Here is a 23,815-nt window from a genome sequence, read left to right as displayed (position 1 = left end):
TGGAGTGAAGGTGTAGCGATAATCAAGACAACGGGCGTCGGGCCTTCGCGGCTCGATGGAACGTCTTTTTTATGGCGCCATTATTTTATCGGCGCAGCATCGTTGAAATGGAGGATTCGCGAAACCTTTATTTGATGCGTCCAGGCAAAGGTTTCGCGAGGACGACGTCAGGCAGCTTCCTGGCTGGTGGCAAGAATGAGCAGCAGCGATTGAGCGTGGTCGGCGGCATCAAGACCCAGGCTGGTCAAATAGCCTCCGTCGTGTTGCGTGGTGAGGCCTTTGTCGAAGAGTCGTTGGGCGGCAGCGATGGCTGTGGGAGCCGCGGAATGGTGGTGGACCTTCAGTCCCTCTTTAGTGTTGCTCAGATTGAACAGCGACAGGATTTCCAGCTCGGCAACCAATTCAGGGGTAAACGACATAGGTGCTCCAGACTTTTCCAGTGGATACACCGCGATCGGAATCGCAGGCGTGACGGCCCCATCGCCAGGCGGCAGCGAGGCTTTTGGAGTGTAGTCAGGTCTGGGGATTTTGCAGAAAGTATCTGGCCGGTCGTCAGGTCGGTTGAGCGACCGGCATGTTGGGCGGGTTTTACTCGTCTTCCGCCAGTCGCACGCCCGGCGGCATGTCGGGCAGTGCGCGCAGAGCCGCTTCGTACCAGACGGTATTGAACGGACGATCTTCGGCCAGGATCCCGTCGATCTCCAGCGCCAGAATGTGGGCCATCATCTGCAGAATTTCTTCGCGCTCGATGCCCACCAGAGTCAGCTTGTTGTAGGTGGCTTTGGCCGCTGGGGGGTTGTCGCTCTCGATCTGATTTTCGATGGCTTCAATCAGCGTCGCTTCAGCGAACTCTTCGTCGTCGATTTCAATGTTGTCGCTCATGTCGTTCTCGATGTCCTGCCAATTGAATGGCATCGCCGGCACCGGGCGACGCCGTTTATGGGTTTAGCGGGTGGCGAGCAAATGCCGGCCGCGCGCAACCGCGGCCTTGACCTGCTCCGGCGCCGTGCCGCCGATGTGGTTGCGGGCATTGACCGAACCTTCGAGCGTCAGCACTGCGAAGACATCCTGTTCGATCTGGTCGCTGAACTGACGCAGCTCGTCCAGGGTCATCTCGGCCAGATCCTTGCCGGTCTCAACGCCATGCTTTACCGCGTGACCCACGATCTCGTGGCAATCACGGAACGGCAGGCCACGGCGGACCAGATAGTCGGCCAGGTCGGTTGCCGTGGAGAAGCCACGCAGCGCGGCCTCGCGCATGATGGCGTGCTTCGGCTTGATCGCCGGGATCATGTCGGCGAAGGCACGCAGCGAGTCGCGCAAGGTGTCGGCAGCGTCGAACAGCGGCTCCTTGTCTTCCTGATTGTCCTTGTTGTAGGCCAGCGGCTGGCCCTTCATCAAGGTCAGCAGGCCCATCAGAGCGCCGAATACGCGGCCGCTTTTGCCACGGACCAGCTCGGGCACATCCGGGTTTTTCTTTTGCGGCATGATTGAGCTGCCGGTGCAGAAGCGATCAGGCAGGTCGATGAACTGGAATTGCGCGCTGGTCCACAGCACCAGCTCTTCGGAGAAGCGCGACAGGTGCATCATCGCGATACTCGCGGCGGAGCAGAATTCGATGGCGAAGTCGCGATCGGAGACGCTGTCCAGCGAGTTGCCGCCGACGGCTTCGAAACCCAGCAGCTGGCAGGTCAGCTCGCGGTCGATCGGGTACGTGGTGCCGGCCAGCGCGGCGCTGCCCAGGGGCATGCGGTTGGTGCGTTTGCGGCAATCCACCAGACGCTCGAAATCACGGCTGAGCATTTCGAACCACGCCAGCATGTGGTGACCGAAGGTCACCGGTTGGGCGGTCTGCAGGTGAGTGAAGCCCGGCATGATGGTCTCGGCTTCGCGCTCGGCCAGGCCCAGCAGGCCTTCTTGCAAGCGGGTGATCTCAGCCAGAATCAGGTCGATTTCATCGCGCAACCACAGGCGGATGTCAGTGGCCACCTGATCGTTGCGGCTGCGCCCGGTGTGCAGTTTTTTACCGGTGACGCCGATGCGGTCGGTCAAGCGCGCTTCGATATTCATGTGCACGTCTTCGAGGTCAACGCGCCAGTCGAACGTGCCGGCTTCGATCTCGCCCTGAATGCTCTTCAGCCCGTCGATGATGGTGTCGCGCTCGGCGTCGGTGAGCACGCCGACCTTGGCCAGCATCGTGGCGTGGGCAACCGAGCCCATGATGTCGTGGCGATAAAGGCGCTGATCGAAGGTGACGGAGGCGGTGAAGCGTGCGACGAAGGCGTCGACGGGTTCACTGAAGCGGCCGCCCCAGGACTGGTTGGTCTTGTCGGTGCTCATGATTCGCTCGCTGCTGTACTGGTGGCTGAAACTGATGAAAAACCGGCGCCGGCCGATTCTAAAGACGCGGGCGATGATAACAGCATTGCCGTTTATTTATCCCCGGCCGCTTGCCCGCAACGGTATGAGCGAAGAGACTGGCGGCCATGCAGAACGAGCGCAAACAACCGGGGCAGAGCAGTGCGCCCGGCAAAGAGTTTTTCCTCCCGGAACTGTGTCTGCCCCAGGCGTTGCTGATGCTGGTCGTGCTGGCGGAGTTGCTGGTCTTCGTACTTGTGCTCATCGAACCCATGCAGCCGGATTTCGACTGGGTACGGCTGGCGCTGATTTCTCTTTTCGTGCAGTGGATCGTGCTGTTGTCCGCCGCGCTGCTGTGTGGCTTGCGGCCCTGGCTGGCGCGCCTGCGTGCCGGCGTGGCCGGCTGCATCGGTTGTCTGCTGGTGGTGGCCGTGACGCTGATGTGCACCGCCGTGACTGACTACTACCAAGTGAATCCGCCGACCTCGTTCGATGGCGTCGTCGAGCGGTACCTGCGTTACGCCTTGATCGCCTTGATCATGTCTGCGCTGATGCTGCGGTACTTTTACCTGCAGAGTCAGTGGCGCAAACAGCAGCAGGCCGAGCTTCAGGCCAGGATCGAGTCCTTGCAGGCGCGTATCCGTCCGCACTTTCTGTTTAATACGCTCAACAGCATTGCCAGCCTGGTCACCAGCGATCCGGTCAAGGCAGAGCAGGCGGTGCTTGATCTGTCCGACCTGTTTCGGGCCAGTCTGGGCAAGCCCGGCAGCCTCACGACATGGCGCGAAGAGCTTGAATTGGCGAAACGCTATTTATCGATTGAGCAATATCGACTTGGCGAGCGTCTACAGTTGGACTGGGCCGTTAGTGCAATTCCCGACGACTTGCCAATTCCCCAGCTAACCTTGCAGCCATTATTGGAAAACGCGTTGATTTACGGCATCGCGCCCCGTGTTGAAGGCGGCGTGGTCAGAGTTGAGGCGGACTACGAACGGGGAGTATTTATATTGCGCGTCAGTAATCCTTACGATGAGGTCGTCTTACGACAAAATCCAGGCGGCACTCAGCAGGCCCTGGCAAACATCGGCGCTCGACTCACGGCACTTTTCGGCCCCCTCGCCAGTCTGAGCGTGGAGCGCCGAGACGGTCGTCACTTCACCTGTCTACGCTATCCTTGTGCGAGACTCACGCAGGAAGCCAGAGCTATATGAATGTCCTGATCGTTGATGACGAACCCCTAGCCCGAGACCGCCTGAGCCGTATGGTAAGTGAGCTCGAGGGTTACAAGGTTCTGGAACCCAGCGCCACAAATGGCGAAGAAGCATTGCAGCTGATTGAAAATTTGAAACCCGACGTGGTGTTGCTGGATATCCGCATGCCTGGCCTGGATGGACTTCAGGTGGCGGCAAAATTGTGCGAGCGCGACACCCCGCCTGCCGTCGTGTTCTGCACGGCCCACGATGAATTTGCGCTGGAGGCCTTCCAGGTCAGCGCCGTGGGGTATCTGGTCAAACCGGTTCGCCCCGAGCACTTGCTGGAGGCGCTGCGCAAAGCCGAGCGGCCAAACCGTGTGCAACTGGCAGCGATGACGCGGCCTGCTGCGGAAAGCGGCACTGGTCCGCGCAGCCACATCAGCGCACGTACCCGAAAGGGCATTGAGCTGATCCCGTTGTCCGAGGTGATCTATTTCATCGCTGATCACAAGTACGTGACCCTGCGCCACGAAGGCGGCGAAGTGCTGCTGGATGAACCGCTTAAAGCCCTGGAAGACGAATTCGGCGACCGTTTCGTACGCATCCACCGCAACGCGCTGGTTGCCCGGGAACGCATCGAACGCCTGCAGCGCACGCCGCTGGGCCATTTCCAGTTGTTCCTGAAAGGGCTCAATGGCGATGCGTTGATCGTCAGCCGCCGGCACGTTGCCGGTGTGCGCAAGATGATGCAGCAGTTGTAAGCGTGTGCCGCGAGGAGCATGCCGGGATGCGGGCGACACGCCGTCGCATGGCGTACGCACGTTGATTGAGATCATGATGCGCGCAGATTGAATACAGTCAGTCGGCCCGATCTGGCCGAGCTGTTATTATTCGCCGCATTCACTCAGTACGGACCGGTTCATGTCTTCTCGCGAAATCCGCATCGCCACCCGCAAAAGCGCCCTGGCCCTCTGGCAAGCCGAGTACGTCAAGGCGCGTCTGGAGCAGGCGCATCCCGGCCTGATCGTGACACTGGTGCCGATGGTCAGCCGCGGCGACAAGCTACTGGATTCGCCGCTGTCGAAGATCGGCGGCAAGGGTCTGTTCGTCAAGGAACTGGAAACAGCCCTGATGGAGCACAGAGCCGACATCGCCGTTCACTCGATGAAAGACGTCCCGATGGACTTCCCCCAAGGGCTCGGGCTGTTCTGTATCTGCGAACGCGAAGACCCGCGCGACGCCTTCGTTTCCAATACCTACGCCAGTCTCGATGAATTGCCCGCCGGTGCCGTTGTCGGGACGTCGAGCCTGCGTCGGCAGGCTCAGTTGCTGGCGCGTCGGCCTGACTTGCAAATCCGGTTTCTGCGCGGCAACGTCAATACACGCCTCGCCAAGCTGGATGCAGGTGAGTACGACGCGATCATCCTTGCCGCTGCTGGCCTGATCCGCCTGGGTTTCGAAGAGCGCATTACGGCCCCCATCAGCATCGACCACAGCTTGCCAGCTGGCGGGCAGGGCGCGGTGGGCATTGAATGCCGCAGCGTCGATATCGAAGTGCATGCCTTGCTTGCCCCGTTGCACCATGATGACACCGCCGTGCGGGTCACCGCCGAGCGCGCGCTCAACAAGCACCTCAACGGCGGATGCCAGGTGCCGATCGCCTGTTATGCCGTGCTGGAAGGCGAGCAACTGTGGTTGCGCGGTCTGGTAGGCGATCCCTCCGGCACAGTGCTGCTCCACGCCGAAGCGCGCGCGCCACAAGTCGATGCCCAGACGCTGGGCGTACAAGTCGCCGAAGCGCTGCTGGACCAAGGCGCGGCGAAGATTCTCAAAGCTGTGTATGGCGAGGCAGACGACGAGTGAAGGCCTGGCGTTTGCTGCTCACGCGTCCTGCTCAAGAGTCGCAGGCTCTCGCGCAGATGCTGGCTGAGGTCGGCGTGTACGGCGCCAGCCTGCCGTTGCTTGAGATCGAGCCTCTGCCAGTTTCAGAAGCCAACCGTTCAATCATCTACGACCTGGCTGCGTATTGCGCCGTTATCGTCGTCAGCAAGCCGGCCGCGCGCCTTGGGCTGGCGATGCTTGACGAAGTCTGGCCGCAGCCGCCGATGCAGAAGTGGTTCACCGTCGGCGCTGCAACCGCGCAAATCCTCGATGACTATGGTCTGCACGTGTTCTTCCCCGAGCACGGCGACGACAGCGAAGCGCTACTCGACCTGCCGCAGTTTCAACAAGCTGTCTCGGGCTACGACCCCAAAGTGCTGATCATGCGCGGCGAAGAAGGGCGCGAGCTGTTGGCCGAGCGGTTGCGGGAGCGTGGTGTGATGGTTGATTACCTGCCGCTGTATCGTCGCCACCTGCCGCAATACCCGGCTTTCGTGCTGCCCGACACGGTTAAAGCGGAACGCTTGAATGGGCTGGTGGTCAGCAGTGGACAGGGTTTCGAGCATCTGCGTGAGCTGGCGGGCGATGCCTGGCCTACGCTTGCGCAGATGCCTTTGTTTGTACCGAGCCCCCGGGTCGCTGAAATGGCGCGTGCTGCCGGGGCTCTTGACGTAGTGGACTGCCGTGGCGCCAGCGCCCCGGCCTTGCTGGCAGCATTGCGCGGATACACCGCGCCTGCCTCACAGGCGTAATGGTCGATCAGTCGGATTACGCGACGCCCAAAATGCAAAGGATGGACACGTGAGCGAAACAGTCTTGCCAAAAGATGACGTTGAACCGGTACTGGCCAAACCTGAGCCGCTGCCGGATCCAGCGTACAAAGAACCGTCGAATCGCCGAAGCAGCAACGGGCTCGCCATACTGGCGCTGTTGCTGGGCGCAGCGGGTGTTGCCGTTGGCGGCTGGAGCGTTTGGCAACTGCGCGCCATGCAGGCCGGTCATCAGGAGCAGTCGGGGCAGCTGCAGGACATCGGCTCTCAGACTCAAGCCCTCAAGCAGAGCGAGCAGCAAATTGCCGTACGCCTGGCGCAACTGCCACCGGCTGAAGAACTGGAAGACCGCCGTCGCCTCGTCACGCAGTTGCAGGGTGATCAGCAGCGCCTGAGCCAGCGTGTAGAAACCGTACTCGGTGCCAGCCGCAAGGACTGGCGTCTCGCCGAGGCGGAGCATTTGCTGCGCCTGGCGAGCCTGAGGCTCTCTGCGCTGCAAGACGTCAACAGTGCTGCAGCGCTGGTGCAGGGCGCTGACGAGATCCTGCGCGAGCAGGATGATCCCGGCGCATTCGCCGCCCGCGAGCAATTGGCCAAAAGCCTGACTGCGCTGCGCAGCGTCGATCAACCGGATCGCACGGGTTTGTTCCTGCAACTAGCGGCAGTGCGTGAGCAAGTCGCGCAGCTGAATGAGCTGGCGCCGGAATACAAGGACAAGGGCGACTCGCTGTTCGGTTTGACCGATGGCAGCGAGGACAGCTACTGGGCCAAGTGGTGGGACAAGATCTCCCAGTTCGTGCGCATCGATTTTCATGCGGACAAAAATATCCGGCCGTTGCTGGCAGGTCAGAGCCTGACCCAAGTCCGTCTGGCATTGAGCCTGGCGATCGAGCAGGCGCAATGGGCGGCGCTCAACGGTCAGGGCCCGGTCTACGAAAAAGCCATGGCCGAGGCGCGCAGCGTCCTGGACGACAATTTCAATCGCGATAACCAGCAGAGCAAAGCCCTCGGCCAGCGTCTGGATGAGTTGGGCAAACAGCCGGTTTCAGTCGCCACCCCTGATCTGACACAAAGTCTGGCTGCGGTTCAGGCCTACCTCGAGCAGCGCCATACGCCTGTTGGCGGTGCGCTGGAGAAACGCACTGATGAGGCGCAGCCTGGGAAGCAGCCATGAAGCGCGCTTACGTCATCCTCTTCGTGTTGGTTGTGGCGGCGGCGCTGATAGGCGTCGCGATCTCCCGCCATGCGGGCTACGTGCTTATTTCCTACGACACTTTCCGCTACGAGTCGAGCATCTGGGCAGCGCTGGCGTTGCTCGTCGCCGTCCTGTTCATTTTGTGGCTGGTGCGAGTCGTCATTACGTTGCTGACGACCTCCGGCGGGGTGGTCAATCCCTGGTCGCGTCGCAACCGCAGCCGTCGCGTTCAGAACGCGATCGAGCAAGGCCAGATGGACCTCGCCGAAGGGCGCTGGGCCAGCGCGCAACGCAACTTGCATCGTGCCGCCGAGGCGGAGCGTCAGCCACTGCTGTATTACCTCGGCGCCGCTCGGGCAGCGAACGAGCAGGGTCGTTACGAGGAAAGCGACAATTTGCTTGAGCGCGCGCTTGAGCGTCAGCCGCCTGCCGAGCTCGCCATTGCCTTGAGCCACGCGCAACTGCAGGTGGACCGCGGTGATCTCGACGGAGCGCTGGTGACCCTGCAGGCCATGCAAGAACGCCATCCGCATAACCCGCAGGTATTGCGCCAGTTGCAGCGTCTGTACCGCGAACGCGGTGAGTGGGCAGAGTTGATTCGGCTGATGCCGGAGCTGCGAAAAGACAAGGTGCTTCCGGCGCAAGAACTGGCTGAACTGGAGCGACGCGCCTGGGGTGAAAATCTCTCGCTGGCGGCCCATCGTGAATCCGACGGTGATAACGTCGCCACGGGTCTGCCGTCGCTGGAAAACGCCTGGCAGCAACTGACTTCGGCTCAGCGCCAAGAGCCCGCGCTGGTATTGGCGTACGCCGAACAACTGCGTCGTCTGGGCGCCGATGTGCAGGCTGAGGAAGTCTTGCGCACGGCCATGAAACGCGACTACAACACCCACCTCGCGCGGTTGTATGGACTGGTGCGTGGCGCCGATCCTGGAAAGCAACTGCAGGCCGCTGAAGGCTGGCTGAAAAGCCATACTGATGATCCAGGCTTGCTGTTGACCCTGGGCCGTCTGTGCCTTCAAAGCAGTTTGTGGGGTAAAGCCCGCGACTATCTCGAGTCGAGTCTGAGGTTGCAGCGAAACCCTGAAGCCTGTGCCGAACTGGCCCGTCTGCTTGCGCAGCTGGGCGAGACCGATCGCAGCAATCAGCTGTTTCAGGAAGGCCTGGGTCTGCTGGACGAGCGTTTGCTTGCACGTCCTTTGCCAGCACTGACACGCGTTTAGGCTGAAGTCAGACGTTAACGTGAAGAGGCCCGATAGCGGGCCTCTTCTGCGTCTGATTCGCAGATTTGTGTAGGACGTTTCTGTGCTTGGTGTGGCTTGTTGGGAGGATCTCCGGGCTACCGGTATAACGTCTTAAACACGGCGTCGGGATTTACCTACATCAACAAAGAAATATCCTCCGTTGGGTGCCTTGAAAGCGACTCGCGCTTTCCTCTACCGTAGCCGCCTTCGTCTTTTGTTACGGATTTTCCATGCAGCTGGCTCGTACGCGCTCCCTGTTCTCTCTGGCGTTTCTGGCCTGCGCATCGATTGTAGGAGCGACGGTTTATCTCGGCCCTGTCGTTGATGCGGCGCCGTGCCCGATGTGTCTGCTTCAGCGTGTGCTCATGGCGATATCGGCAGGTGTGTGCCTGCTCGCCGCGCTGCACGCGCCGGGCAAATCTGGCTGGCGTGTCTACGCCGGCTTTCTTTTACTGTCTTCCGCTTTGGGGGCGAGCGTCGCGGCACGTCAGGTCTGGTTGCAGGCTTCGCCACCCGAGAACATGGCCGCATGCATTGAAAACCTTCACTACCTGACGGAAACACAGCCCTACCTGAAGGTCATGGCGATGGTGCTGGCGGGAAGTGCAGGGTGCTCCGAGATCAACTGGTCGCTGTTCGGCATCAGCTTGCCTGAATGGAGCCTGCTGGCATTCTCTGGCTTGTGCCTGTTCGCCCTGTACTACCTTTTTATCGAGTTTCGCCGATTCAGATCAATGGATCTGGGAACTCCTGATTAAACACTTGTATGAACTTTGTGTCCTGCGTACCTTGCTGGGCTAGTCATGCGGGCATAATCTGGGCCGCACGCATCATCGGATCAATGTTGCTGTCGACACTTTTGCGGGCCGGTTCCGACAATCCCGGAACGTACCCCAAAAGCGCCTGAAGCAGCATGCCCCTGAAGGGAAGAGAGAACATCATGCTGGAAAGTTGTCAGAACGCTCAGGAACGCTGGGGTGGGGTTCACAAGCTGGTTGACCGCTGGTTGCTGGAGCGCAACGAGCTGATCACGGCTTATTACGCCTTGAGTGCAGAGCCGGGAGCGTTTTCGGAAAAACGCGCGCCCCTGCAAGAGTTTTGCGGCACCCTGGTCGATTACGTGTCGGCCGGTCATTTCGAAATCTACGAGCAGCTGACCAACGAAGCCAAGGCGTTTAATAACCAGCGAGGCCTCGACCTGGCTGACACGATTTATCCTCGGCTCGACGTCATCACCGAGAAGCTGCTGGCGTTCAACGATCTCTGTGACGAAGGCAAATGCGTCGCCGAGAAACTCAAGGAGTTGGGCAGCTTGCTGCACGAGCGCTTTGAACTGGAAGACTGCCTGATCGAAGTGCTGCACAACGCGCACAAGGAACAGGTTGAGGAAGAGGTCTGAGAGGGCCTCTGATGTAAAAAAGGGTGCCAAGGGCACCCTTTTTTATGGTCTGTCGCCGCGAGCCTCGGCCACTGCCGGTGTTACTGCGACACCCCCAGCAGCTCTATTTCGAACACCAGCGGCGTGTAAGGATCGATCAGATCGCCAGCGCCTTCTGCGCCATACGCTTGGGCCGAAGGGATGACCAGGCGCCATTTGGCACCCACTGGCATGTCGGCGAGGGCGGTGGTCCAGCCGGCGATGACGCTGTCCAGACGAAACCATTGTGGCTGCTGGCTCTGATCGAAGATCGTGCCGTCAGGCAGACGGCCCACGTACTTCACTTGCACCCGGCCATTGATGTCGGGTTTGGCGCCATTGCCCGGCGTCAGCTCGCTCATCAGGATGCCGTCCGCGAGCTGGCGAACCCCCGGCTTGGCCTTCTCGGCGTCCATGAACTTGCGCTCGTCCTTCAATGCCGCTTCAGTCTGCGGTTCGGTCTGGCCGGAGTTTTCAGCCTGTGCGAGGGCGGCATCGTGGTCGCTGAGAATCTGCTCCATGCGTTCCTGCTTGATCGCCAACGGCTTGCCCTGATACGCCGACTGCAGGCCTTCAAGCAGCGCGGGCAACTGCAGATCGGGTGCTTCCTGGCGCAGGCGCTCACCCAGGCTGGCGCCGAGGCTGTAGGAAAGATCGTGGGTGTTGTCGGACGCCGGAGCATCGGTCGCGTGAGCAAGGGGTACCAAGAGGAACAACGACATAAACAGGTAGCGCGACATGAATGCTCTCCGGCCTGGGAAGTGAGCGATTATGCCAGCGCTGAGGCCCGAGCGTGACGGGTATTGCCGGGTTTTTGGGCGTCCTGCAACAGAGCGGGGATTGTAGTGTCAAGATGCCCTAGCGGCGGTGCGGGCGGAGGTCTAGTATGGCCGCACTCAAATCAGCCAGGAGGTAAGTCATGTCGGCCACCAAGAAGCCAGTAAACACTCCGTTGCATTTGCTTCAACAGCTGTCGGGCAGCCTGCTCGAACATCTCGAAACCGCCTGCTCTCAAGCATTGGCTGACGCTGAAAAACTGCTCGCCAAACTCGAGAAGCAACGTGGCAAGGCGCAGGAAAAACTGCACAAGTCGCGCACCAAACTGCAGGACGCTGCCGCCGCCGGTAAAGCCAAGGCCCAAGGCAAGGCCAAAGACAGCGTAGCCGAGCTCGAGTCGTTGCTCGACGCTTTGAAAGATCGTCAGACTGAAACCCGCAGCTACATCCTCAACCTCAAGCGTGATGCTCAGGAAAGCTTGAAGCTGGCCCAAGGCATTGGCCGCGTGAAGGAAGCCGTTGGCAAAGCGCTGAACGATCGCGCTGCAAAAGACCCGGCTCGACCTGATGCCAAGCCTGTCGCGCCAAAACCGCCTGTGAAAATGCCTCCAAAACCAGCAAAACCTGCACCCAAAGCGGCCCCGGCAAAGCCTGCTGCTAAAACCGCCGTCAAAGCCGTCGCCGAAAAAACCGTTGCCAAGGTGACTGCGAAAACTGTCGCCCCCAAGCCTGCTGCGACCAAGGCACCAGCTGCCAAACCAGCTGCCAGCGCTGCGAGCAAGCCAGCCGCTAAAACCGCTGTGGCCGCCAAGACCACCGCTGCCAAGCCGGCTGCCGTGAAAGCCGCTGCCAAACCTGCACCGGCTAAAGCGTCTGCTGCGAAACCAGCCGCCAGTGCCGCCAAGCCTGCCGCCAGCAAAGCAGCTGCCAAACCGGCCGGCACAGCATCATCCAAGCCTGCGGGCGCCAAGCCAGTCGCTGCGAAGACTGCTGCAAAACCGTCCGCCAAGCCTGCTGTCTCTGCAACGGCCAAACCAGCGGCCGCGGCGCCTGCTGCTCCGGCAGTGTCCCCTGCACCAGGCGCTCCAGCCGCTGATTCGACCTCGAACAGCGCGTCCTAAGCGATATCGGTCCCGGCGCGAAGCAGAATCTGCAACGCGTCGGGACTGGCTTGAGCAGCACCTCCCGCCAGCGCTTCCAGCCACACACCCGTAGGTTGAACATCTCGCTCAGGCCAGTCTTTGGTCAGCCGTTGCAGCCGCACCAGTAGCTCACGCTCGGCGTCAAGCTCGAGGGTTTTAAGTCTGTCGCGTAACGCCGTCAGCTCTTCGTCTTCTTTCGCGTCGGCCTTCCAGCGGGTCCGAACATCCCTTAATGGCCCCACCACCTTCTCGTGCCACGGGTCGGCCAATTGTCCGATTTGTCCTGCCCGCTCCGGGTGGAACTGCACACCACGCCGGTCCATCCAGACGCCACACAGCAGCGCGCAGACATTGGCGCCATCGGCTTGCAGCTTCAGGCACGCCTGCTCGACGCCTGGGCGAGCATAGAAATCGAGGGTGAAACTCCATAGGTCCGAGAGCATCGTCATCTACCTGTTTTGGGCGAAGCTGGTAGACTCCGCCGCCATTATGATCAGACTTCAAAGCCTTACCTTACAGCGTGGTCCGCAACGTCTGCTAGAAGACGCCGAGCTGACCCTGCACGCCGGCCAGAAAGCCGGTCTGATCGGCGCCAACGGCGCCGGTAAATCCAGCCTGTTCGCGCTGCTTCGGGGTGAACTAACCCCCGACAATGGCGATTGCCTGCTGCCTGCCGATTGGCGCATCGCCCACATGCGTCAGGAGGTCGACACCCTCGATCGTCTGGCGGTGGACTACGTCCTCGACGGCGATCTGCGACTGCGTCAGGTTCAGCATGACCTCGCGGCTGCCGAGGCCGCTCAGGACGGCGCCGCGCAAGCACGTCTGCATTCGGAGCTCGACAGCGCCGATGGCTACACGGCCGATGCGCGGGCGCGCAAGCTGCTCGCAGGTCTGGGCTTTACCAACGAGCAAATGGAGCGCCAGGTCAGCGATTTCTCCGGTGGCTGGCGGATGCGTCTCAACCTGGCGCAGGCGTTGATGTGTCCTTCGGACCTGCTGCTGCTCGATGAGCCGACCAACCACTTGGATCTCGATGCCATTCTCTGGCTTGAAGACTGGCTCAAAAGCTACCAGGGCACCCTGCTGCTGATCTCCCACGACCGCGATTTTCTGGATGCGGTGGTCGATCACGTTGCCCACGTCGAGCAGAAAAAGATCACGCTCTATCGCGGCGGTTACAGCGCTTTCGAACGCGCCCGTGCCGAGCGCCTGGCCCAGCAACAGCAGGCCTACGACAAGCAACAGGCCCAGCGCGCGCACATGGAGAAATTCATCACGCGCTTCAAGGCCCAGGCCACCAAGGCCAAGCAGGCCCAGAGCCGGATCAAAGCCCTTGAGCGAATGGAAGAGCTGTCGGCGGCCCACGTCGATTCTCCGTTCGACTTCACCTTCCGCGAATCGACCAAGATCTCCAGCCCGCTGATGGATCTGTCTGACGCGCGACTGGGCTATGGCGACAAAGCCATCCTGCAAAAGGTGAAGCTGCAACTGACGCCGGGCGCACGCATCGGTTTGCTGGGCCCGAACGGCGCCGGTAAATCCACGCTGATCAAAAACCTTGCGGGCGAACTCGAGCCGTTGAGCGGGCGCATGGTGCGTGGCGAAAACACGGTGGTCGGCTACTTTGCCCAGCATCAGCTCGACTCCCTGGACGCCAAGGCCAGTCCGCTACTGCACCTGCAGCGTATCGCGCCCACCGAGCGCGAACAGTCCTTGCGGGATTTCCTCGGCGGTTTCGACTTCCGCGGTGCGCGCCTCGACGAGCCGGTGCTGAATTTCTCCGGTGGCGAGAAAGCGCGGCTGGCGCTGGCTCTGATTGCATGGGACAAACCCAACCTGCTGCTGCTCGACGAACCGACCAACCACCTGGATCTGGAAATGCGCCTGGCCCTGACCATGGCGCTTCAGGAGTTCAGTGGCGCGGTGCTGGTGGTCTCACACGATCGGCATTTGCTCAAGAGCACGACGGATAATTTCCTCCTCGTCGCCGATGGCCTTGTTCAGGAGTTCGATGGCGATCTGGACGACTACGCGCGGTGGCTGGTGGACTATCGCCTGCGCAATGCGCCGACCAGTAACACGCCGGTGAATGTCGACAAGACCGACAAGAAAGCGCAGCGACAGCAGGCCGCCGCATTGCGCCAGCAACTCGCGCCGCACAAGCGCGAGGCCGACAAGCTTGAAAAAGAGCTCGGCACGCTGCATGAGAAACTGGCGAAGATCGAAGTGGCCCTGGGCGACAGCGGCATTTACGAGGCGGCCAACAAAGACAAGCTGCGCGACCTGTTGGCGGATCAGGCCAAGCTCAAGTCACGTGAATCCGAGCTGGAAGAAGCGTGGATGGAAGCACTGGAATTGCTGGAGTCGATGCAGGCCGAGCTGGAAGCGTTGTCCTGATGGTGTGGCCTGCGTTAGTCGTATAACGCAGGCGACCGGAACAGCTGTCGGCCAAGTCGCCGCAACAGTCAGAAATAACTGGCCTTTGCAGGTCCGGAAACACTAGGTTAGGCGAAGATTTCGTTGCCTGAGGTGCGTGATGTCGCTCGAAACATGGTTGGCGTTTTTCGCCGCTTGCTGGGTTATCAGTCTGTCTCCGGGCGCGGGCGCCATCGCGTCGATGTCCAGCGGTCTGCAATACGGGTTCTGGCGCGGCTACTGGAATGCTCTGGGCCTGCAGATCGCGCTCGTCGTGCAGATCGCCGTGGTTGCTGCCGGGCTTGGCGCGGTGCTGGCCACTTCAGCCTTGGCGTTCACGCTGATCAAATGGTTTGGCGTCGCCTACCTGGTCTATCTGGGCATCAGGCAATGGCGTGCGTTGCCAAGCAATCTGGCGGATGAGTCGGCTGTGCGCCCGGTGGGCAAGCCCCTTGTGCTCATGGGCCGAGGCTTTCTTGTGAACATCAGCAACCCCAAGGCGCTGGTGTTTATTCTGGCGATCCTGCCGCAGTTCATCGACACGCATCTGCCGCTGCTGCCGCAATACCTGATCATTGCCGCGACCATGGTGTGCGTGGACCTGATCGTCATGGCGGGCTACACCGGCCTGGCTTCGAAAGTGCTCCGCGCCCTCAAAACCCCCAAACAGCAACGCCGGATGAACCGCACCTTTGCCGGGTTGTTCGTCAGCGCCGCGGCATTTCTCGCCACATTGCATCGGGCCTGATTTGGCAAAAGCCCGCCCCACTGGATGCACACGATGTATCGGTTGGACCGGCTTCAGCCGGGAAGAGGCCATTGGCAGCACCCTCAATTTTGCGGTGTGACACCTGACCTCTTCCCGGCTAAAAGCCAGTCCTGCGGTTGAGTCACTGCCATCAATGCAGCGCTTGAGTCCTCGGCGCCTAACATGAACAATGGCAACCCTTCGCATTCCTATTTGAGATCCACCCCCATGTTCCGCTCCCGCTTATTGTCCTGCCTGAGCCTCGTGCTGTTGAGCCTGTTCAGCGTCGGAGCCTGCGCAGCGCCTGCCGAGGACGCGGCTCAGGCTTTGCATTTGCTCGATTACGTCGGAGCGGACTACCCGGCGACGGTTGCGGACGGCAAGGTCGTGGATGACGCCGAATACCGCGAGCAGGTGGCGTTTCTCGCGGCGCTGCAGGGCACGATCGCCGTGTTGCCGGCAAGGCCGGAGCGCGCTGCGCTGGAGCAGGGTGTCTCAGCGCTGTTGAATGCGGTCAACCAGAAGCAGGACGGCGCTCAAGTGGCCCGTCAGGCACGTCAGCTCGGCGCGAAGCTCGCAGTGGCCTACGAAGTCAGCCAGGCGCCGGTGATTACCCCGGATCCCGCACGTGGCGCGCCCTTGTATGCGCAGTACTGTTCGGTGTGCCACGGCGATGCGGGCGCCGGCGACGGTCCGGCCGGGATTGGTCTTTCGCCGCCACCCGCCAATCTACGGGACCCGGCGCGGCTCGACCGCCTGAGTCTCTACGACCTCTACAACACCCTCGGGCTGGGCATTGAAGGCACTGAAATGCCAGCGTTCGCGGACCAGCTGGATGATCGGCAGCGTTGGGACGTTGCCACTTACCTTGCAGGCTTCAGCGCGGATTCCTCTGCGAAGCAGGAAAAACCCTACAACCTCGCTGATCTCGCGCGGCAAACGCCCGCTGAGGTCAGTGCCGCCGAAGGGCCGCAGGCCGCTGCCAGCTTCCGTGCCCAGCGCGCGCAGCCGCCTCAGATTCAACGCGGCCCGGCTCAGCTCCTCGATTACACCAGCGCAACCCTCCACAAGAGTCTTGCCGCGTATCAGGCCGGTGATCGCGAGCAAGCGTATGACCTGTCGGTCGCGGCGTATCTGGAGGGTTTCGAGCTGGTCGAAAGCTCGCTCGACAACGTCGATGCCACCGTGCGCAAGGACACCGAAAAAGCACTCATGGCCTATCGGCAGTCGCTTCAGGACGGCTTGCCCGCAGCGCAAGCGGCGCAGAAACTCGCGGATGCCAAGGTCAAGCTCAAGGAGTCCGCCGATCTGCTCGGCAGCGATGGCCTGAGCACCTCATTGAGCTTCATCTCCGGTCTGCTGATCCTGCTGCGCGAAGGGCTGGAAGCGATTCTCGTGCTCGCCGCCATTCTCGCGTTCCTGCGCAACACCGGGCAGCAATCGGCGGTGCGCAGCGTCAACGTCGGCTGGGGGCTGGCGTTGCTGGCGGGTCTGGGTACGTGGGCGCTGGCAGCGTACGTCATTGACGTCAGTGGCTCGCAGCGCGAGCTGCTGGAGGGCGCGACGGCGCTGTTCGCCAGCGTCATGGTGCTGTGGCTGGGTGTGTGGATGCACGACCGACGTCATGCCGCCGCCTGGCAGGACTACATCAAGAGCAGCCTGGTCGGTGGCGGTGGGCGTTTCGGTTTCGCGGTGTTGGCGTTCTTCTCGGTCTACCGCGAGCTGTTCGAAGTCATTCTGTTCTACGAAACCCTGTGGCTGCAGGCAGGCCCCGCTGGCCACAATGCCGTATTGGCCGGGGGCGCCACGGCGCTGGTGTTGCTGGTCGGCTTGGCGTGGGTGATTCTGCGGGGTTCTGCGAAGCTGCCGCTGACGCTGTTCTTCGGTATCAATGCCGCGCTGCTGTGCGCGCTGTCGGTGGTGTTCGCCGGCCATGGCGTCAAGGCGTTGCAGGAAGCCGGGATTTTCGGAACGCGTCCGGTGCCGTTCTTCGAGTTCGACTGGCTGGGCATTCACGCCGATGCCTATTCCCTTGGCGCACAAGCCATCGCGCTGTTGGCGATTGGGGTGCTGTATGGCCGCAGCCGGATAGCCGAGAAGCGCCGCGCGGCCGCTGCCTAAATTCACTTTCTGAAATCGGAGTCGCGTATGCGCGTCTGGATCGATGCTGACGCCTGCCCCAAGGCTGCCAAGGACCTCGTCGTCAAGTTTGCCCTCAAGCGCAAGTTCGAGGTCGTGCTGGTGGCGGGGCAGAGCCAGATCAAACCGAGCCTGACCCTGGTGAAGCTGATCGTTGTGCCCAGTGGCCCTGATGCCGCTGATGATTATCTGGTCGAGCACGCCGTACCGGGCGAGCTGGTGATCTGCAGCGATGTGCCATTGGCGGATCGGCTGGTGAAGAAGGGCGTTGCGGCGCTCGACCCACGGGGCAAGGAGTTCGATGCGCAGAACATGGGCCAGCGCCTGGCGATGCGCAACCTCTTCACGGATCTGCGGGAGCAAGGCCAGGCCAGTGGCGGGCAGGGCGCTTACGGCGAGCGGGAGAAACAGGCGTTTGCCAACTGCCTCGACCGGATCCTGACGCGGCTGGCTCGCGAGTATCCCTCGCCGCCCACAGGCGATAGCCCGTAGGGCTGGCGCGCATTCACTCCGCCTCCGGCCCCTTTTAAACATCAGTCTGGAAGGCGGTCCTCGTTTTCCTGTACCAGCTCCAGCACCCGGTCCACCAGCTTGTTGATCCCGGATGCCGCGTCACCAATGGACTTGGCAACCATGTAAGCGGGTGTGCTCACCAGTTTGCGGTCCTTGTCTTCGACGATTTCCGTCACCTCACACTCCTGGTGGGTGCCGCCCATGCGGGTAATCGCTGCAGCAGTGTCGGCGTCATTGCCAATCGTGCAGGTAACGCCCGGCCCGTGGATTTTGGCGGCCAGCGCCGGCGATACGCAGATGAGTCCGATGGGTTTGCCGGCGGCGGCGAACGCTTCGGCCATCGCCAGCACTTCAGCCTGGACTTTGCAGCCAGCGCCCTGAGTAGAGAAGTCCGACAGGTTTTTCGCGGCACCGAAGCCGCCGGGGATGATCAAGGCATCGAATTCAGTGACGTCGGCTTCGCGGATGTCTTCGATGGCACCCCGGGCAATGCGGGCTGATTCAACCAGCACGTTACGCGACTCGGGCATCTCTTCGCCGGTCAGATGATTGATGACGTGGTGCTGAGGGATATTGGGTGCAAAGCACTTCACTGCGGCGCCGCGCTGATCAAGGCGCAGCAACGTCAGCACGCTTTCGTGGATTTCCGCGCCGTCGTAAACGCCACAGCCAGAAAGAATAACGGCCACTTTTTTGGTCATTCGCGTGTTCCTCTCTCGGGCGCTCCGGCCCATAGCCGGTTACGCAGGTCAGCATTGCGCTGATTGTCGCAAGCCATGAGCCTAGGACAACGCCGTCAGCGAATGTCTCCAGCTCCGTAGGCATGCGCCGAGGATTTACTCGTCAGGGGTGTTCCGGGCGTCCACATGGACTTGGGCGTTGGCCGCGACGGCCAGCTTTTCTTCGCGAGCGATACGTGCGTTTTTGATGCGCCGGCGGATCCACAGCAGCACACCGATCACCAGCAATGCGCCCAACACCCACAGCTCGTACTTCTTGACGTTGCCCAGCAGGCCTTCGAGCACGGAGCCGAACTTGTACGCCGCTGCGCCCAACGCGGCTGCCCATACCGCTGCGCCGATGCCGTTGAGCAACAGGTAGCGCCCCGGTGGATAGCCGGACAGCCCGATAGCGACCGGCATGACCGTACGCAAGCCATACACAAAGCGGAAGCTCAGCACCCAGATGTCGGGGTGGCGCCGGATATGCTCCAGCGCGCGATCGCCCATTAACTGCCAGCGAGGCTTGCGCGCCAGTAGCTTGCGGCCATGCTTGCGTCCCATGAAATACCAGAGCTGGTCGCCTGCGTAGCTGCCGAAGAAGGCAACCACCACGACCAGATTGATATCCATGTATCCGCGGAACGCAAGAAAGCCGGCAAGCACCAGAATGGTCTCGCCTTCAAAAAAGGTCCCGAGGAAAAGGGCGAAGTAGCCAAATTCTTGTAAAAAATGCTGGAGCATCATTTGGGTGCTGGCGAAATGAACGCGCAGCCTAACGCGCCCAAGGCATTCAGGAAAGTATGCAAATGTGTCACCGCGTTAAAGTTTCCTACGTTCGGAAGCGATTGTTCGCGCGAAGAGCGGGTTTGAGTCGTACACGTTACGTCGCAATTACGCCTGTCACGTGAGTGTCATAATCGCCGCTTATAAATGTCACGCTTGCCCGCCTGGATGGGCGCGGATCCCTTCCTTGCACGTTGCCCTCTCCCTGGCGCCACGCGAATGTTTGCAGTTCAGGGCTTGCACCGTACGGAGAAATCCGTAGCGTGGAGAGTCAAACCGCTCACAGCATTGAGCCTGACGCCGGTCGCCACGCCCCGCGATATCGACTCAGGCTGCAACTATCGTCAGAACTGCTGCCCCCTGGGCGTGACCGTTGTTCCACGCTGTACGTCACCACTGTTGTGGCGCAAGCGGCATTCCGACATCGGCCGTATGCGCGGCCCAACTGTTACAAGGCCATTTGCCTTACAGGATTATTCATGAGCACCGAAGGATCTACCGAAGCCGCAGTCGGGCTTGACCCTCAGCCCGTCAATCAGGAAGTCACTCCGGTGGTCGAGCCGACCATTGAAGTGGTCCCCGCGCTGGAACCGCCTCATCCGGCCCCGCATGCCATCGCGGTGCCCAATCTGGATGACAGCAGTCTTTATATCCATCGCGAGCTGTCGCAGCTGCAGTTCAACATTCGCGTGTTGGAACAGGCGCTGGACGAGTCCTATCCGTTGCTTGAGCGGCTCAAGTTCCTGCTGATCTTCTCCAGCAACCTCGACGAATTCTTCGAAATCCGCGTCGCCGGGCTCAAGAAGCAAATCACCTTCGCTCGCGAACAGGCCGGCGCTGACGGCCTGCAGCCTCATCAGGCGCTGGCCCGTATCAGCGAACTGGTGCACGGCCACGTGGATCGCCAGTACGCCATTCTCAACGACATCCTGTTGCCGGAGCTGGAAAAGCATCAGGTGCGCTTCATCCGCCGTCGCAACTGGAACGCCAAGATCAAAGCCTGGGTGCGCCGTTATTTCCGTGACGAGATCGCGCCGATCATCACGCCGATCGGTCTGGACCCGACGCACCCATTCCCGCTGCTGGTGAACAAGTCGCTGAACTTCATCGTCGAGCTGGAAGGCATTGACGCCTTCGGCCGCGACTCGGGTCTGGCGATCATCCCGGCACCGCGCCTGTTGCCGCGTATCATCAAGGTGCCGGAAGACGTGGGTGGCCCGGGGGACAACTATGTCTTCCTGTCGTCGATGATCCACGCCCACGCCGACGACCTGTTCCAGGGCATGAAGGTCAAGGGCTGCTACCAGTTCCGTCTGACCCGTAACGCTGACCTGGCCCTCGATTCAGAGGACGTGGAAGACCTTGCCCGCGCGCTGCGTGGCGAGCTGTTCTCCCGTCGTTACGGCGATGCCGTGCGTCTGGAAGTGGCAGATACCTGCCCGAAACTGCTCTCGGACTACCTGCTCAAGCAGTTCAACCTGAGCGAGACCGAGCTGTATCAGGTCAATGGCCCGGTGAACCTGACGCGGCTGTTCAGCATCACCGGCCTGGACAGTCACCCCGAGCTGCAGTACATGCCGTTCACCCCGGCGATTCCGAAGCTGCTGCAGAACAGCGAAAACATTTTCAACGTGATCAGCAAGCAGGACATTCTGCTGTTGCACCCGTTCGAGTCCTTCACACCGGTCGTCGATCTGCTGCGCCAGGCGGCGAAAGACCCTCACGTGCTGGCCGTGCGTCAGACGCTCTACCGCAGCGGTGCCAACTCGGAAATCGTCGATGCACTGGTCGATGCCGCGCGCAACGGCAAGGAAGTCACCGCCGTTATCGAGCTGCGTGCGCGTTTTGATGAAGAGTCGAACCTGCAACTGGCGAGCCGCCTGCAAGCGGCCGGTGCCGTAGTGATCTACGGCGTGGTCGGTTACAAGACCCACGCCAAGATGATGCTCATCCTGCGCCGCGAAGCCGGCGAGATCGTTCGTTACGCGCATTTGGGAACGGGCAACTACCACGCTGGTAACGCGCGTCTGTATACCGATTACAGCCTGCTCACCTCGGACGATGCCTTGTGTGAAGACGTCGGCAAGCTGTTCAGCCAGTTGATCGGGATGGGTAAGACGCTGCGCATGAAGAAACTGCTGCACGCGCCGTTCACCCTGAAGAAAGGCATGCTGGACATGATTGCCCGGGAGACGCAGTTCGCGTCCGAGGGCAAGCCTGCGCACATCATCGCCAAGTTCAACTCGCTGACCGACCCGAAGATCATTCGCGCGCTGTACAAGGCGAGTCAGACCGGGGTCAAGATCGACCTCGTCGTGCGCGGCATGTGCTGCCTGCGTCCTGGCGTGCCGGGGGTGTCCCACAACATTCAGGTGCGCTCGATCATCGGTCGCTTCCTTGAGCACACGCGGGTGTTCTACTTCCTGAATGGCGGTGACGAGCAGATGTTCCTGTCCAGTGCCGACTGGATGGAGCGCAACCTCGACAAGCGCGTCGAGACCTGCTTCCCGGTGGAAGGCAAGAAGCTGATCTTGCGCGTGAAGAAAGAGCTGGAAGGGTACCTGACCGACAACACCCATAGCTGGCTGCTGCAGCCGGACGGGCGCTACATTCGCAGCACCCCGACCGGCAACCAGAACGCCCGCAATGTGCAGGCGAGTCTGTTGGAAAAACTCAGCAACCCGGTCCTCAGCGTACGTTGAGGATGATGCCGACTCGGGTCAGCCATTCCGCTTCGAGCGCGAAGTCGGCCTGAGTCAGCTGGTTGTTTTCCAGCCAGCCATCCGGGAACACGATGTCCAGATGGTTATCGTTGGCGGTCAGCACGGGTTGCGGCATTTCCTGAGTACCGCGAATGTGGTGAAACAGGATCGCAAAACGCAGCAGCGCGCACAGACGAATCAGCTTCACGCCTTCGTTGCCGAACTCGGCAAACTTGTCCTTGGGGATATTGCGACGATGACCGCGCACCAGCAGCGCGAGCATTTGCTGGTCTTCGCGTGAGAAACCGGCGAGGTCCGAGTGCTCGATCAGGTATGCGCCATGCTTGTGGTAGTGGTAGTGGGCGATGTCCAGACCCACTTCATGCACCTTGGCGGCCCAGCTCAGTAACTCGCGATACGCATTGTCCTCAAGCTCCCACGCCTTCGCCACTTGCTCCAGTGCCGACAGGGCCTTGCGCTCGACACGGGCGGCTTGTTCGAGATCGACGTGGTAGCGCTCCATCAGCGAGCTGAGGGTGCGTTCGCGCACGTCTTCGTGGTGATGACGGCCAAGCAGGTCGTAAAGCACGCCTTCACGCAGCGCGCCTTCGCAGTGATCCATGCGTTTGAGGTCGAGGGCGTCGAAAATCGCTTCGAGAATCGCCAGCCCTGCGGGGAAGATCGCACGACGGTCAGGCTTGAGGCCTTCGAAATCGATTTTGTCCACTTCGCCCAGCTTCATCAGCTTGCGCTTGAGCCAGGCCAGGCCTTCGGCGTTGACCTCGCCATTGCCGTGGCCGCCGGCCTTCAGAGCCAGGCCGATGGCGCGGATGGTGCCGGAAGAACCGATGGCCTCATCCCACGTCAGGCGATGCAGCGCGTGCTCGATGCTCATGATTTCCAGCCGCGCTGCAGTGTAAGCCTGGGCGTAGCGCGCCGGGGTGATCTTGCCGTCCTTGAAATAACGCTGAGTGAAGCTGACGCAGCCCATCTGCAGGCTTTCGCGCAACAGTGGCTCGAAGCGCTGGCCGATGATGAACTCGGTGCTGCCGCCGCCGATGTCGGCGACCAGGCGTTTGCCGGGCGTGTCGGCCAGGGTATGGGACACGCCCAGGTAGATCAGGCGCGCTTCTTCACGGCCGGAGATCACCTCGACCGGATGGCCGAGGATTTCTTCGGCACGGTGAATGAATTCGTTGCGATTGCGGGCTTCGCGCAGGGCGTTGGTGCCGACGATGCGCACGGCGCCGGGCGGCATACCGTTGATCAGTTGGGAGAAGCGCTTGAGGCAGTCGAGCCCTCGCTGCATGGATTCTTCGCTGAGGCGGCGGTCGTCATCGATCCCCGCGGCCAGCTGCACTTTCTCACCGAGCCGCTCAAGGATGCGAATTTCGCCCTGATTGGCTTTAGCGACAACCATATGGAAGCTGTTAGAGCCCAGGTCGATCGCGGCGATCAGCGAGAGGTTTTTGGCTGTGGATAGCGGCATGGTCAAAAGGTCTCGGTCGATAACCCCGCCATCGTGCCACGATCCATCACCGTCGCCAAACCGGCAACGTATTTGCGCCGTATTAGTAGGACCTGCTTCAGCCGGGAAGAGGCCGGTGTGTGCGACATCAGTTTCGCGGCATGGCAGCTGACGCCTTCCCGGCTAAAGCCGGTCCTACAATTTGAGCCGAAGCCAGCCCCCACGGGATGCACGCGGTGTCTTAGTAGAGGACCGGCTTCAGCCGGGAAGGGGCCAGTGTGTGCGCCGTCAATGTTGCGGTGTGACCGCTGACGTCTTCCCGGCTAAAGCCGGTCCTACAGTTTGA

22 protein-coding genes are annotated in these 23,815 nt (G+C 61.2%); 14 read left to right on the top strand and 8 right to left on the bottom strand.

Annotated features, from left to right (window positions below; translation table 11 throughout):
* Window positions 1-167 precede the first annotated feature (167 nt).
* The 3 genes from SLW74_RS04765 to argH form a co-directional block, all read right to left on the bottom strand.
* On the bottom strand, window positions 168-419 hold the full coding sequence (locus SLW74_RS04765; RefSeq protein ID WP_065987495.1) for a TIGR02647 family protein: 252 nt from the start codon (window positions 417-419) through the stop codon (window positions 168-170).
* Window positions 420-588: 169 nt separating this feature from the next.
* Window positions 589-882, bottom strand: coding sequence for a hypothetical protein (locus tag SLW74_RS04760; RefSeq protein WP_065987520.1), 294 nt, complete (start codon window positions 880-882; stop codon window positions 589-591).
* A 63-nt stretch (window positions 883-945) separates the two neighbouring features.
* Window positions 946-2,340 (bottom strand): argininosuccinate lyase, encoded by a 1,395-nt coding sequence (argH, locus tag SLW74_RS04755; protein WP_192130685.1) that lies wholly within the window; start codon window positions 2,338-2,340, stop codon window positions 946-948.
* 146 nt (window positions 2,341-2,486) lie between these two features.
* Here argH and SLW74_RS04750 point away from each other — a divergent pair, with 146 nt between their 5' ends.
* From SLW74_RS04750 to rsd, 8 genes are all read left to right on the top strand, one after another.
* Window positions 2,487-3,569 carry a sensor histidine kinase gene (locus tag SLW74_RS04750; protein ID WP_065987493.1) on the top strand — a complete coding sequence of 361 codons (1,083 nt, stop codon included), beginning with the start codon at window positions 2,487-2,489 and terminating at the stop codon, window positions 3,567-3,569.
* Window positions 3,566-4,312, top strand: coding sequence for a LytR/AlgR family response regulator transcription factor (locus tag SLW74_RS04745; protein ID WP_065987492.1), 747 nt, complete (start codon window positions 3,566-3,568; stop codon window positions 4,310-4,312). The genes SLW74_RS04750 and SLW74_RS04745 overlap by 4 nt, the downstream gene beginning before the upstream one ends.
* Before the next feature lie 160 nt (window positions 4,313-4,472).
* On the top strand, window positions 4,473-5,414 hold the full coding sequence (hemC, locus tag SLW74_RS04740; protein ID WP_065987491.1) for a hydroxymethylbilane synthase: 942 nt from the start codon (window positions 4,473-4,475) through the stop codon (window positions 5,412-5,414).
* Complete coding sequence (locus SLW74_RS04735; protein WP_410928274.1) at window positions 5,411-6,184, top strand: uroporphyrinogen-III synthase; 774 nt, start codon at window positions 5,411-5,413, stop codon at window positions 6,182-6,184. Before hemC ends, SLW74_RS04735 begins: the two co-directional genes overlap by 4 nt.
* Before the next feature lie 49 nt (window positions 6,185-6,233).
* Window positions 6,234-7,376 (top strand): uroporphyrinogen-III C-methyltransferase, encoded by a 1,143-nt coding sequence (locus SLW74_RS04730; RefSeq protein ID WP_410928273.1) that lies wholly within the window; start codon window positions 6,234-6,236, stop codon window positions 7,374-7,376.
* Entirely contained in the window at window positions 7,373-8,620 is a 1,248-nt protein-coding gene (locus SLW74_RS04725) for a heme biosynthesis protein HemY (RefSeq protein ID WP_410928272.1), read from the top strand. The genes SLW74_RS04730 and SLW74_RS04725 overlap by 4 nt, the downstream gene beginning before the upstream one ends.
* Before the next feature lie 251 nt (window positions 8,621-8,871).
* Window positions 8,872-9,399, top strand: coding sequence for a disulfide bond formation protein B (locus SLW74_RS04720; RefSeq protein ID WP_410928271.1), 528 nt, complete (start codon window positions 8,872-8,874; stop codon window positions 9,397-9,399).
* A gap of 182 nt (window positions 9,400-9,581) precedes the next feature.
* Window positions 9,582-10,040 (top strand): sigma D regulator, encoded by a 459-nt coding sequence (gene rsd / locus SLW74_RS04715; RefSeq protein ID WP_410928270.1) that lies wholly within the window; start codon window positions 9,582-9,584, stop codon window positions 10,038-10,040.
* A gap of 80 nt (window positions 10,041-10,120) precedes the next feature.
* Here rsd and SLW74_RS04710 read toward each other — a convergent pair whose 3' ends face one another.
* Complete coding sequence (locus SLW74_RS04710; RefSeq protein WP_410928269.1) at window positions 10,121-10,798, bottom strand: FKBP-type peptidyl-prolyl cis-trans isomerase; 678 nt, start codon at window positions 10,796-10,798, stop codon at window positions 10,121-10,123.
* A gap of 179 nt (window positions 10,799-10,977) precedes the next feature.
* Here SLW74_RS04710 and SLW74_RS04705 point away from each other — a divergent pair, with 179 nt between their 5' ends.
* Complete coding sequence (locus SLW74_RS04705; RefSeq protein ID WP_410928268.1) at window positions 10,978-11,955, top strand: AlgP family protein; 978 nt, start codon at window positions 10,978-10,980, stop codon at window positions 11,953-11,955.
* Here SLW74_RS04705 and SLW74_RS04700 read toward each other — a convergent pair.
* A complete protein-coding gene (locus SLW74_RS04700) occupies window positions 11,952-12,419 on the bottom strand; it encodes a TIGR02444 family protein (RefSeq protein WP_410928267.1) in 468 nt (155 codons plus the stop codon). The genes SLW74_RS04705 and SLW74_RS04700 overlap by 4 nt on opposite strands.
* A gap of 46 nt (window positions 12,420-12,465) precedes the next feature.
* Here SLW74_RS04700 and SLW74_RS04695 point away from each other — a divergent pair, with 46 nt between their 5' ends.
* The 4 genes from SLW74_RS04695 to SLW74_RS04680 all read left to right on the top strand — a co-directional run bounded on the left by SLW74_RS04695 (window position 12,466) and on the right by SLW74_RS04680 (window position 17,773).
* On the top strand, window positions 12,466-14,376 hold the full coding sequence (locus tag SLW74_RS04695; RefSeq protein WP_296305941.1) for an ATP-binding cassette domain-containing protein: 1,911 nt from the start codon (window positions 12,466-12,468) through the stop codon (window positions 14,374-14,376).
* Window positions 14,377-14,515: 139 nt separating this feature from the next.
* The gene (locus SLW74_RS04690; RefSeq protein WP_065987482.1) at window positions 14,516-15,142 is read left to right on the top strand and encodes a LysE family transporter; all 627 of its coding nucleotides are present in this window, start codon (window positions 14,516-14,518) and stop codon (window positions 15,140-15,142) included.
* Window positions 15,143-15,370: 228 nt separating this feature from the next.
* Window positions 15,371-17,263 (top strand): FTR1 family protein, encoded by a 1,893-nt coding sequence (locus tag SLW74_RS04685; protein WP_410928266.1) that lies wholly within the window; start codon window positions 15,371-15,373, stop codon window positions 17,261-17,263.
* A gap of 27 nt (window positions 17,264-17,290) precedes the next feature.
* Window positions 17,291-17,773 (top strand): YaiI/YqxD family protein, encoded by a 483-nt coding sequence (locus SLW74_RS04680; protein ID WP_410928265.1) that lies wholly within the window; start codon window positions 17,291-17,293, stop codon window positions 17,771-17,773.
* 41 nt (window positions 17,774-17,814) lie between these two features.
* Here SLW74_RS04680 and elbB read toward each other — a convergent pair whose 3' ends face one another.
* Window positions 17,815-18,495, bottom strand: coding sequence for an isoprenoid biosynthesis glyoxalase ElbB (gene elbB, locus SLW74_RS04675; protein ID WP_410928264.1), 681 nt, complete (start codon window positions 18,493-18,495; stop codon window positions 17,815-17,817).
* Window positions 18,496-18,630: 135 nt separating this feature from the next.
* The gene (locus tag SLW74_RS04670; RefSeq protein ID WP_244160318.1) at window positions 18,631-19,260 is read right to left on the bottom strand and encodes a DedA family protein; all 630 of its coding nucleotides are present in this window, start codon (window positions 19,258-19,260) and stop codon (window positions 18,631-18,633) included.
* A gap of 518 nt (window positions 19,261-19,778) precedes the next feature.
* Here SLW74_RS04670 and ppk1 point away from each other — a divergent pair.
* Window positions 19,779-22,001 (top strand): polyphosphate kinase 1, encoded by a 2,223-nt coding sequence (ppk1, locus tag SLW74_RS04665; RefSeq protein ID WP_065987478.1) that lies wholly within the window; start codon window positions 19,779-19,781, stop codon window positions 21,999-22,001.
* Here the strand turns inward: ppk1 and ppx are convergent.
* Window positions 21,988-23,490: an exopolyphosphatase gene (ppx, locus tag SLW74_RS04660; protein ID WP_065987477.1), complete on the bottom strand. Its 1,503-nt coding sequence runs from the start codon at window positions 23,488-23,490 to the stop codon at window positions 21,988-21,990. The genes ppk1 and ppx overlap by 14 nt on opposite strands.
* Window positions 23,491-23,815: the final 325 nt, after the last annotated feature.

This window comes from Pseudomonas sp. W5-36, from assembly GCF_046540455.1.
In the GTDB taxonomy this organism is placed as follows: domain Bacteria; phylum Pseudomonadota; class Gammaproteobacteria; order Pseudomonadales; family Pseudomonadaceae; genus Aquipseudomonas; species Aquipseudomonas graminis_B.
This window is presented reverse-complemented; position numbering and strand designations above follow the sequence as displayed.

What these genes read in the sequence shown, in the direction of transcription:
- SLW74_RS04765 (WP_065987495.1), bottom strand. Translation starts at nt 419, where the DNA reads ATGTCGTTTACCCCTGAATTGGTTGCCGAGCTGGAAATCCTGTCGCTG.
- SLW74_RS04760 (WP_065987520.1), bottom strand. Translation starts at nt 882, where the DNA reads ATGAGCGACAACATTGAAATCGACGACGAAGAGTTCGCTGAAGCGACG.
- argH (WP_192130685.1), bottom strand. Translation starts at nt 2,340, where the DNA reads ATGAGCACCGACAAGACCAACCAGTCCTGGGGCGGCCGCTTCAGTGAA.
- SLW74_RS04750 (WP_065987493.1), top strand. Translation starts at nt 2,487, where the DNA reads ATGCAGAACGAGCGCAAACAACCGGGGCAGAGCAGTGCGCCCGGCAAA.
- SLW74_RS04745 (WP_065987492.1), top strand. Translation starts at nt 3,566, where the DNA reads ATGAATGTCCTGATCGTTGATGACGAACCCCTAGCCCGAGACCGCCTG.
- hemC (WP_065987491.1), top strand. Translation starts at nt 4,473, where the DNA reads ATGTCTTCTCGCGAAATCCGCATCGCCACCCGCAAAAGCGCCCTGGCC.
- SLW74_RS04725 (WP_410928272.1), top strand. Translation starts at nt 7,373, where the DNA reads ATGAAGCGCGCTTACGTCATCCTCTTCGTGTTGGTTGTGGCGGCGGCG.
- SLW74_RS04720 (WP_410928271.1), top strand. Translation starts at nt 8,872, where the DNA reads ATGCAGCTGGCTCGTACGCGCTCCCTGTTCTCTCTGGCGTTTCTGGCC.
- rsd (WP_410928270.1), top strand. Translation starts at nt 9,582, where the DNA reads ATGCTGGAAAGTTGTCAGAACGCTCAGGAACGCTGGGGTGGGGTTCAC.
- SLW74_RS04710 (WP_410928269.1), bottom strand. Translation starts at nt 10,798, where the DNA reads ATGTCGCGCTACCTGTTTATGTCGTTGTTCCTCTTGGTACCCCTTGCT.
- SLW74_RS04705 (WP_410928268.1), top strand. Translation starts at nt 10,978, where the DNA reads ATGTCGGCCACCAAGAAGCCAGTAAACACTCCGTTGCATTTGCTTCAA.
- SLW74_RS04700 (WP_410928267.1), bottom strand. Translation starts at nt 12,419, where the DNA reads ATGCTCTCGGACCTATGGAGTTTCACCCTCGATTTCTATGCTCGCCCA.
- SLW74_RS04695 (WP_296305941.1), top strand. Translation starts at nt 12,466, where the DNA reads ATGATCAGACTTCAAAGCCTTACCTTACAGCGTGGTCCGCAACGTCTG.
- SLW74_RS04690 (WP_065987482.1), top strand. Translation starts at nt 14,516, where the DNA reads ATGTCGCTCGAAACATGGTTGGCGTTTTTCGCCGCTTGCTGGGTTATC.
- SLW74_RS04685 (WP_410928266.1), top strand. Translation starts at nt 15,371, where the DNA reads ATGTTCCGCTCCCGCTTATTGTCCTGCCTGAGCCTCGTGCTGTTGAGC.
- SLW74_RS04680 (WP_410928265.1), top strand. Translation starts at nt 17,291, where the DNA reads ATGCGCGTCTGGATCGATGCTGACGCCTGCCCCAAGGCTGCCAAGGAC.
- elbB (WP_410928264.1), bottom strand. Translation starts at nt 18,495, where the DNA reads ATGACCAAAAAAGTGGCCGTTATTCTTTCTGGCTGTGGCGTTTACGAC.
- SLW74_RS04670 (WP_244160318.1), bottom strand. Translation starts at nt 19,260, where the DNA reads ATGATGCTCCAGCATTTTTTACAAGAATTTGGCTACTTCGCCCTTTTC.
- ppk1 (WP_065987478.1), top strand. Translation starts at nt 19,779, where the DNA reads ATGAGCACCGAAGGATCTACCGAAGCCGCAGTCGGGCTTGACCCTCAG.
- ppx (WP_065987477.1), bottom strand. Translation starts at nt 23,490, where the DNA reads ATGCCGCTATCCACAGCCAAAAACCTCTCGCTGATCGCCGCGATCGAC.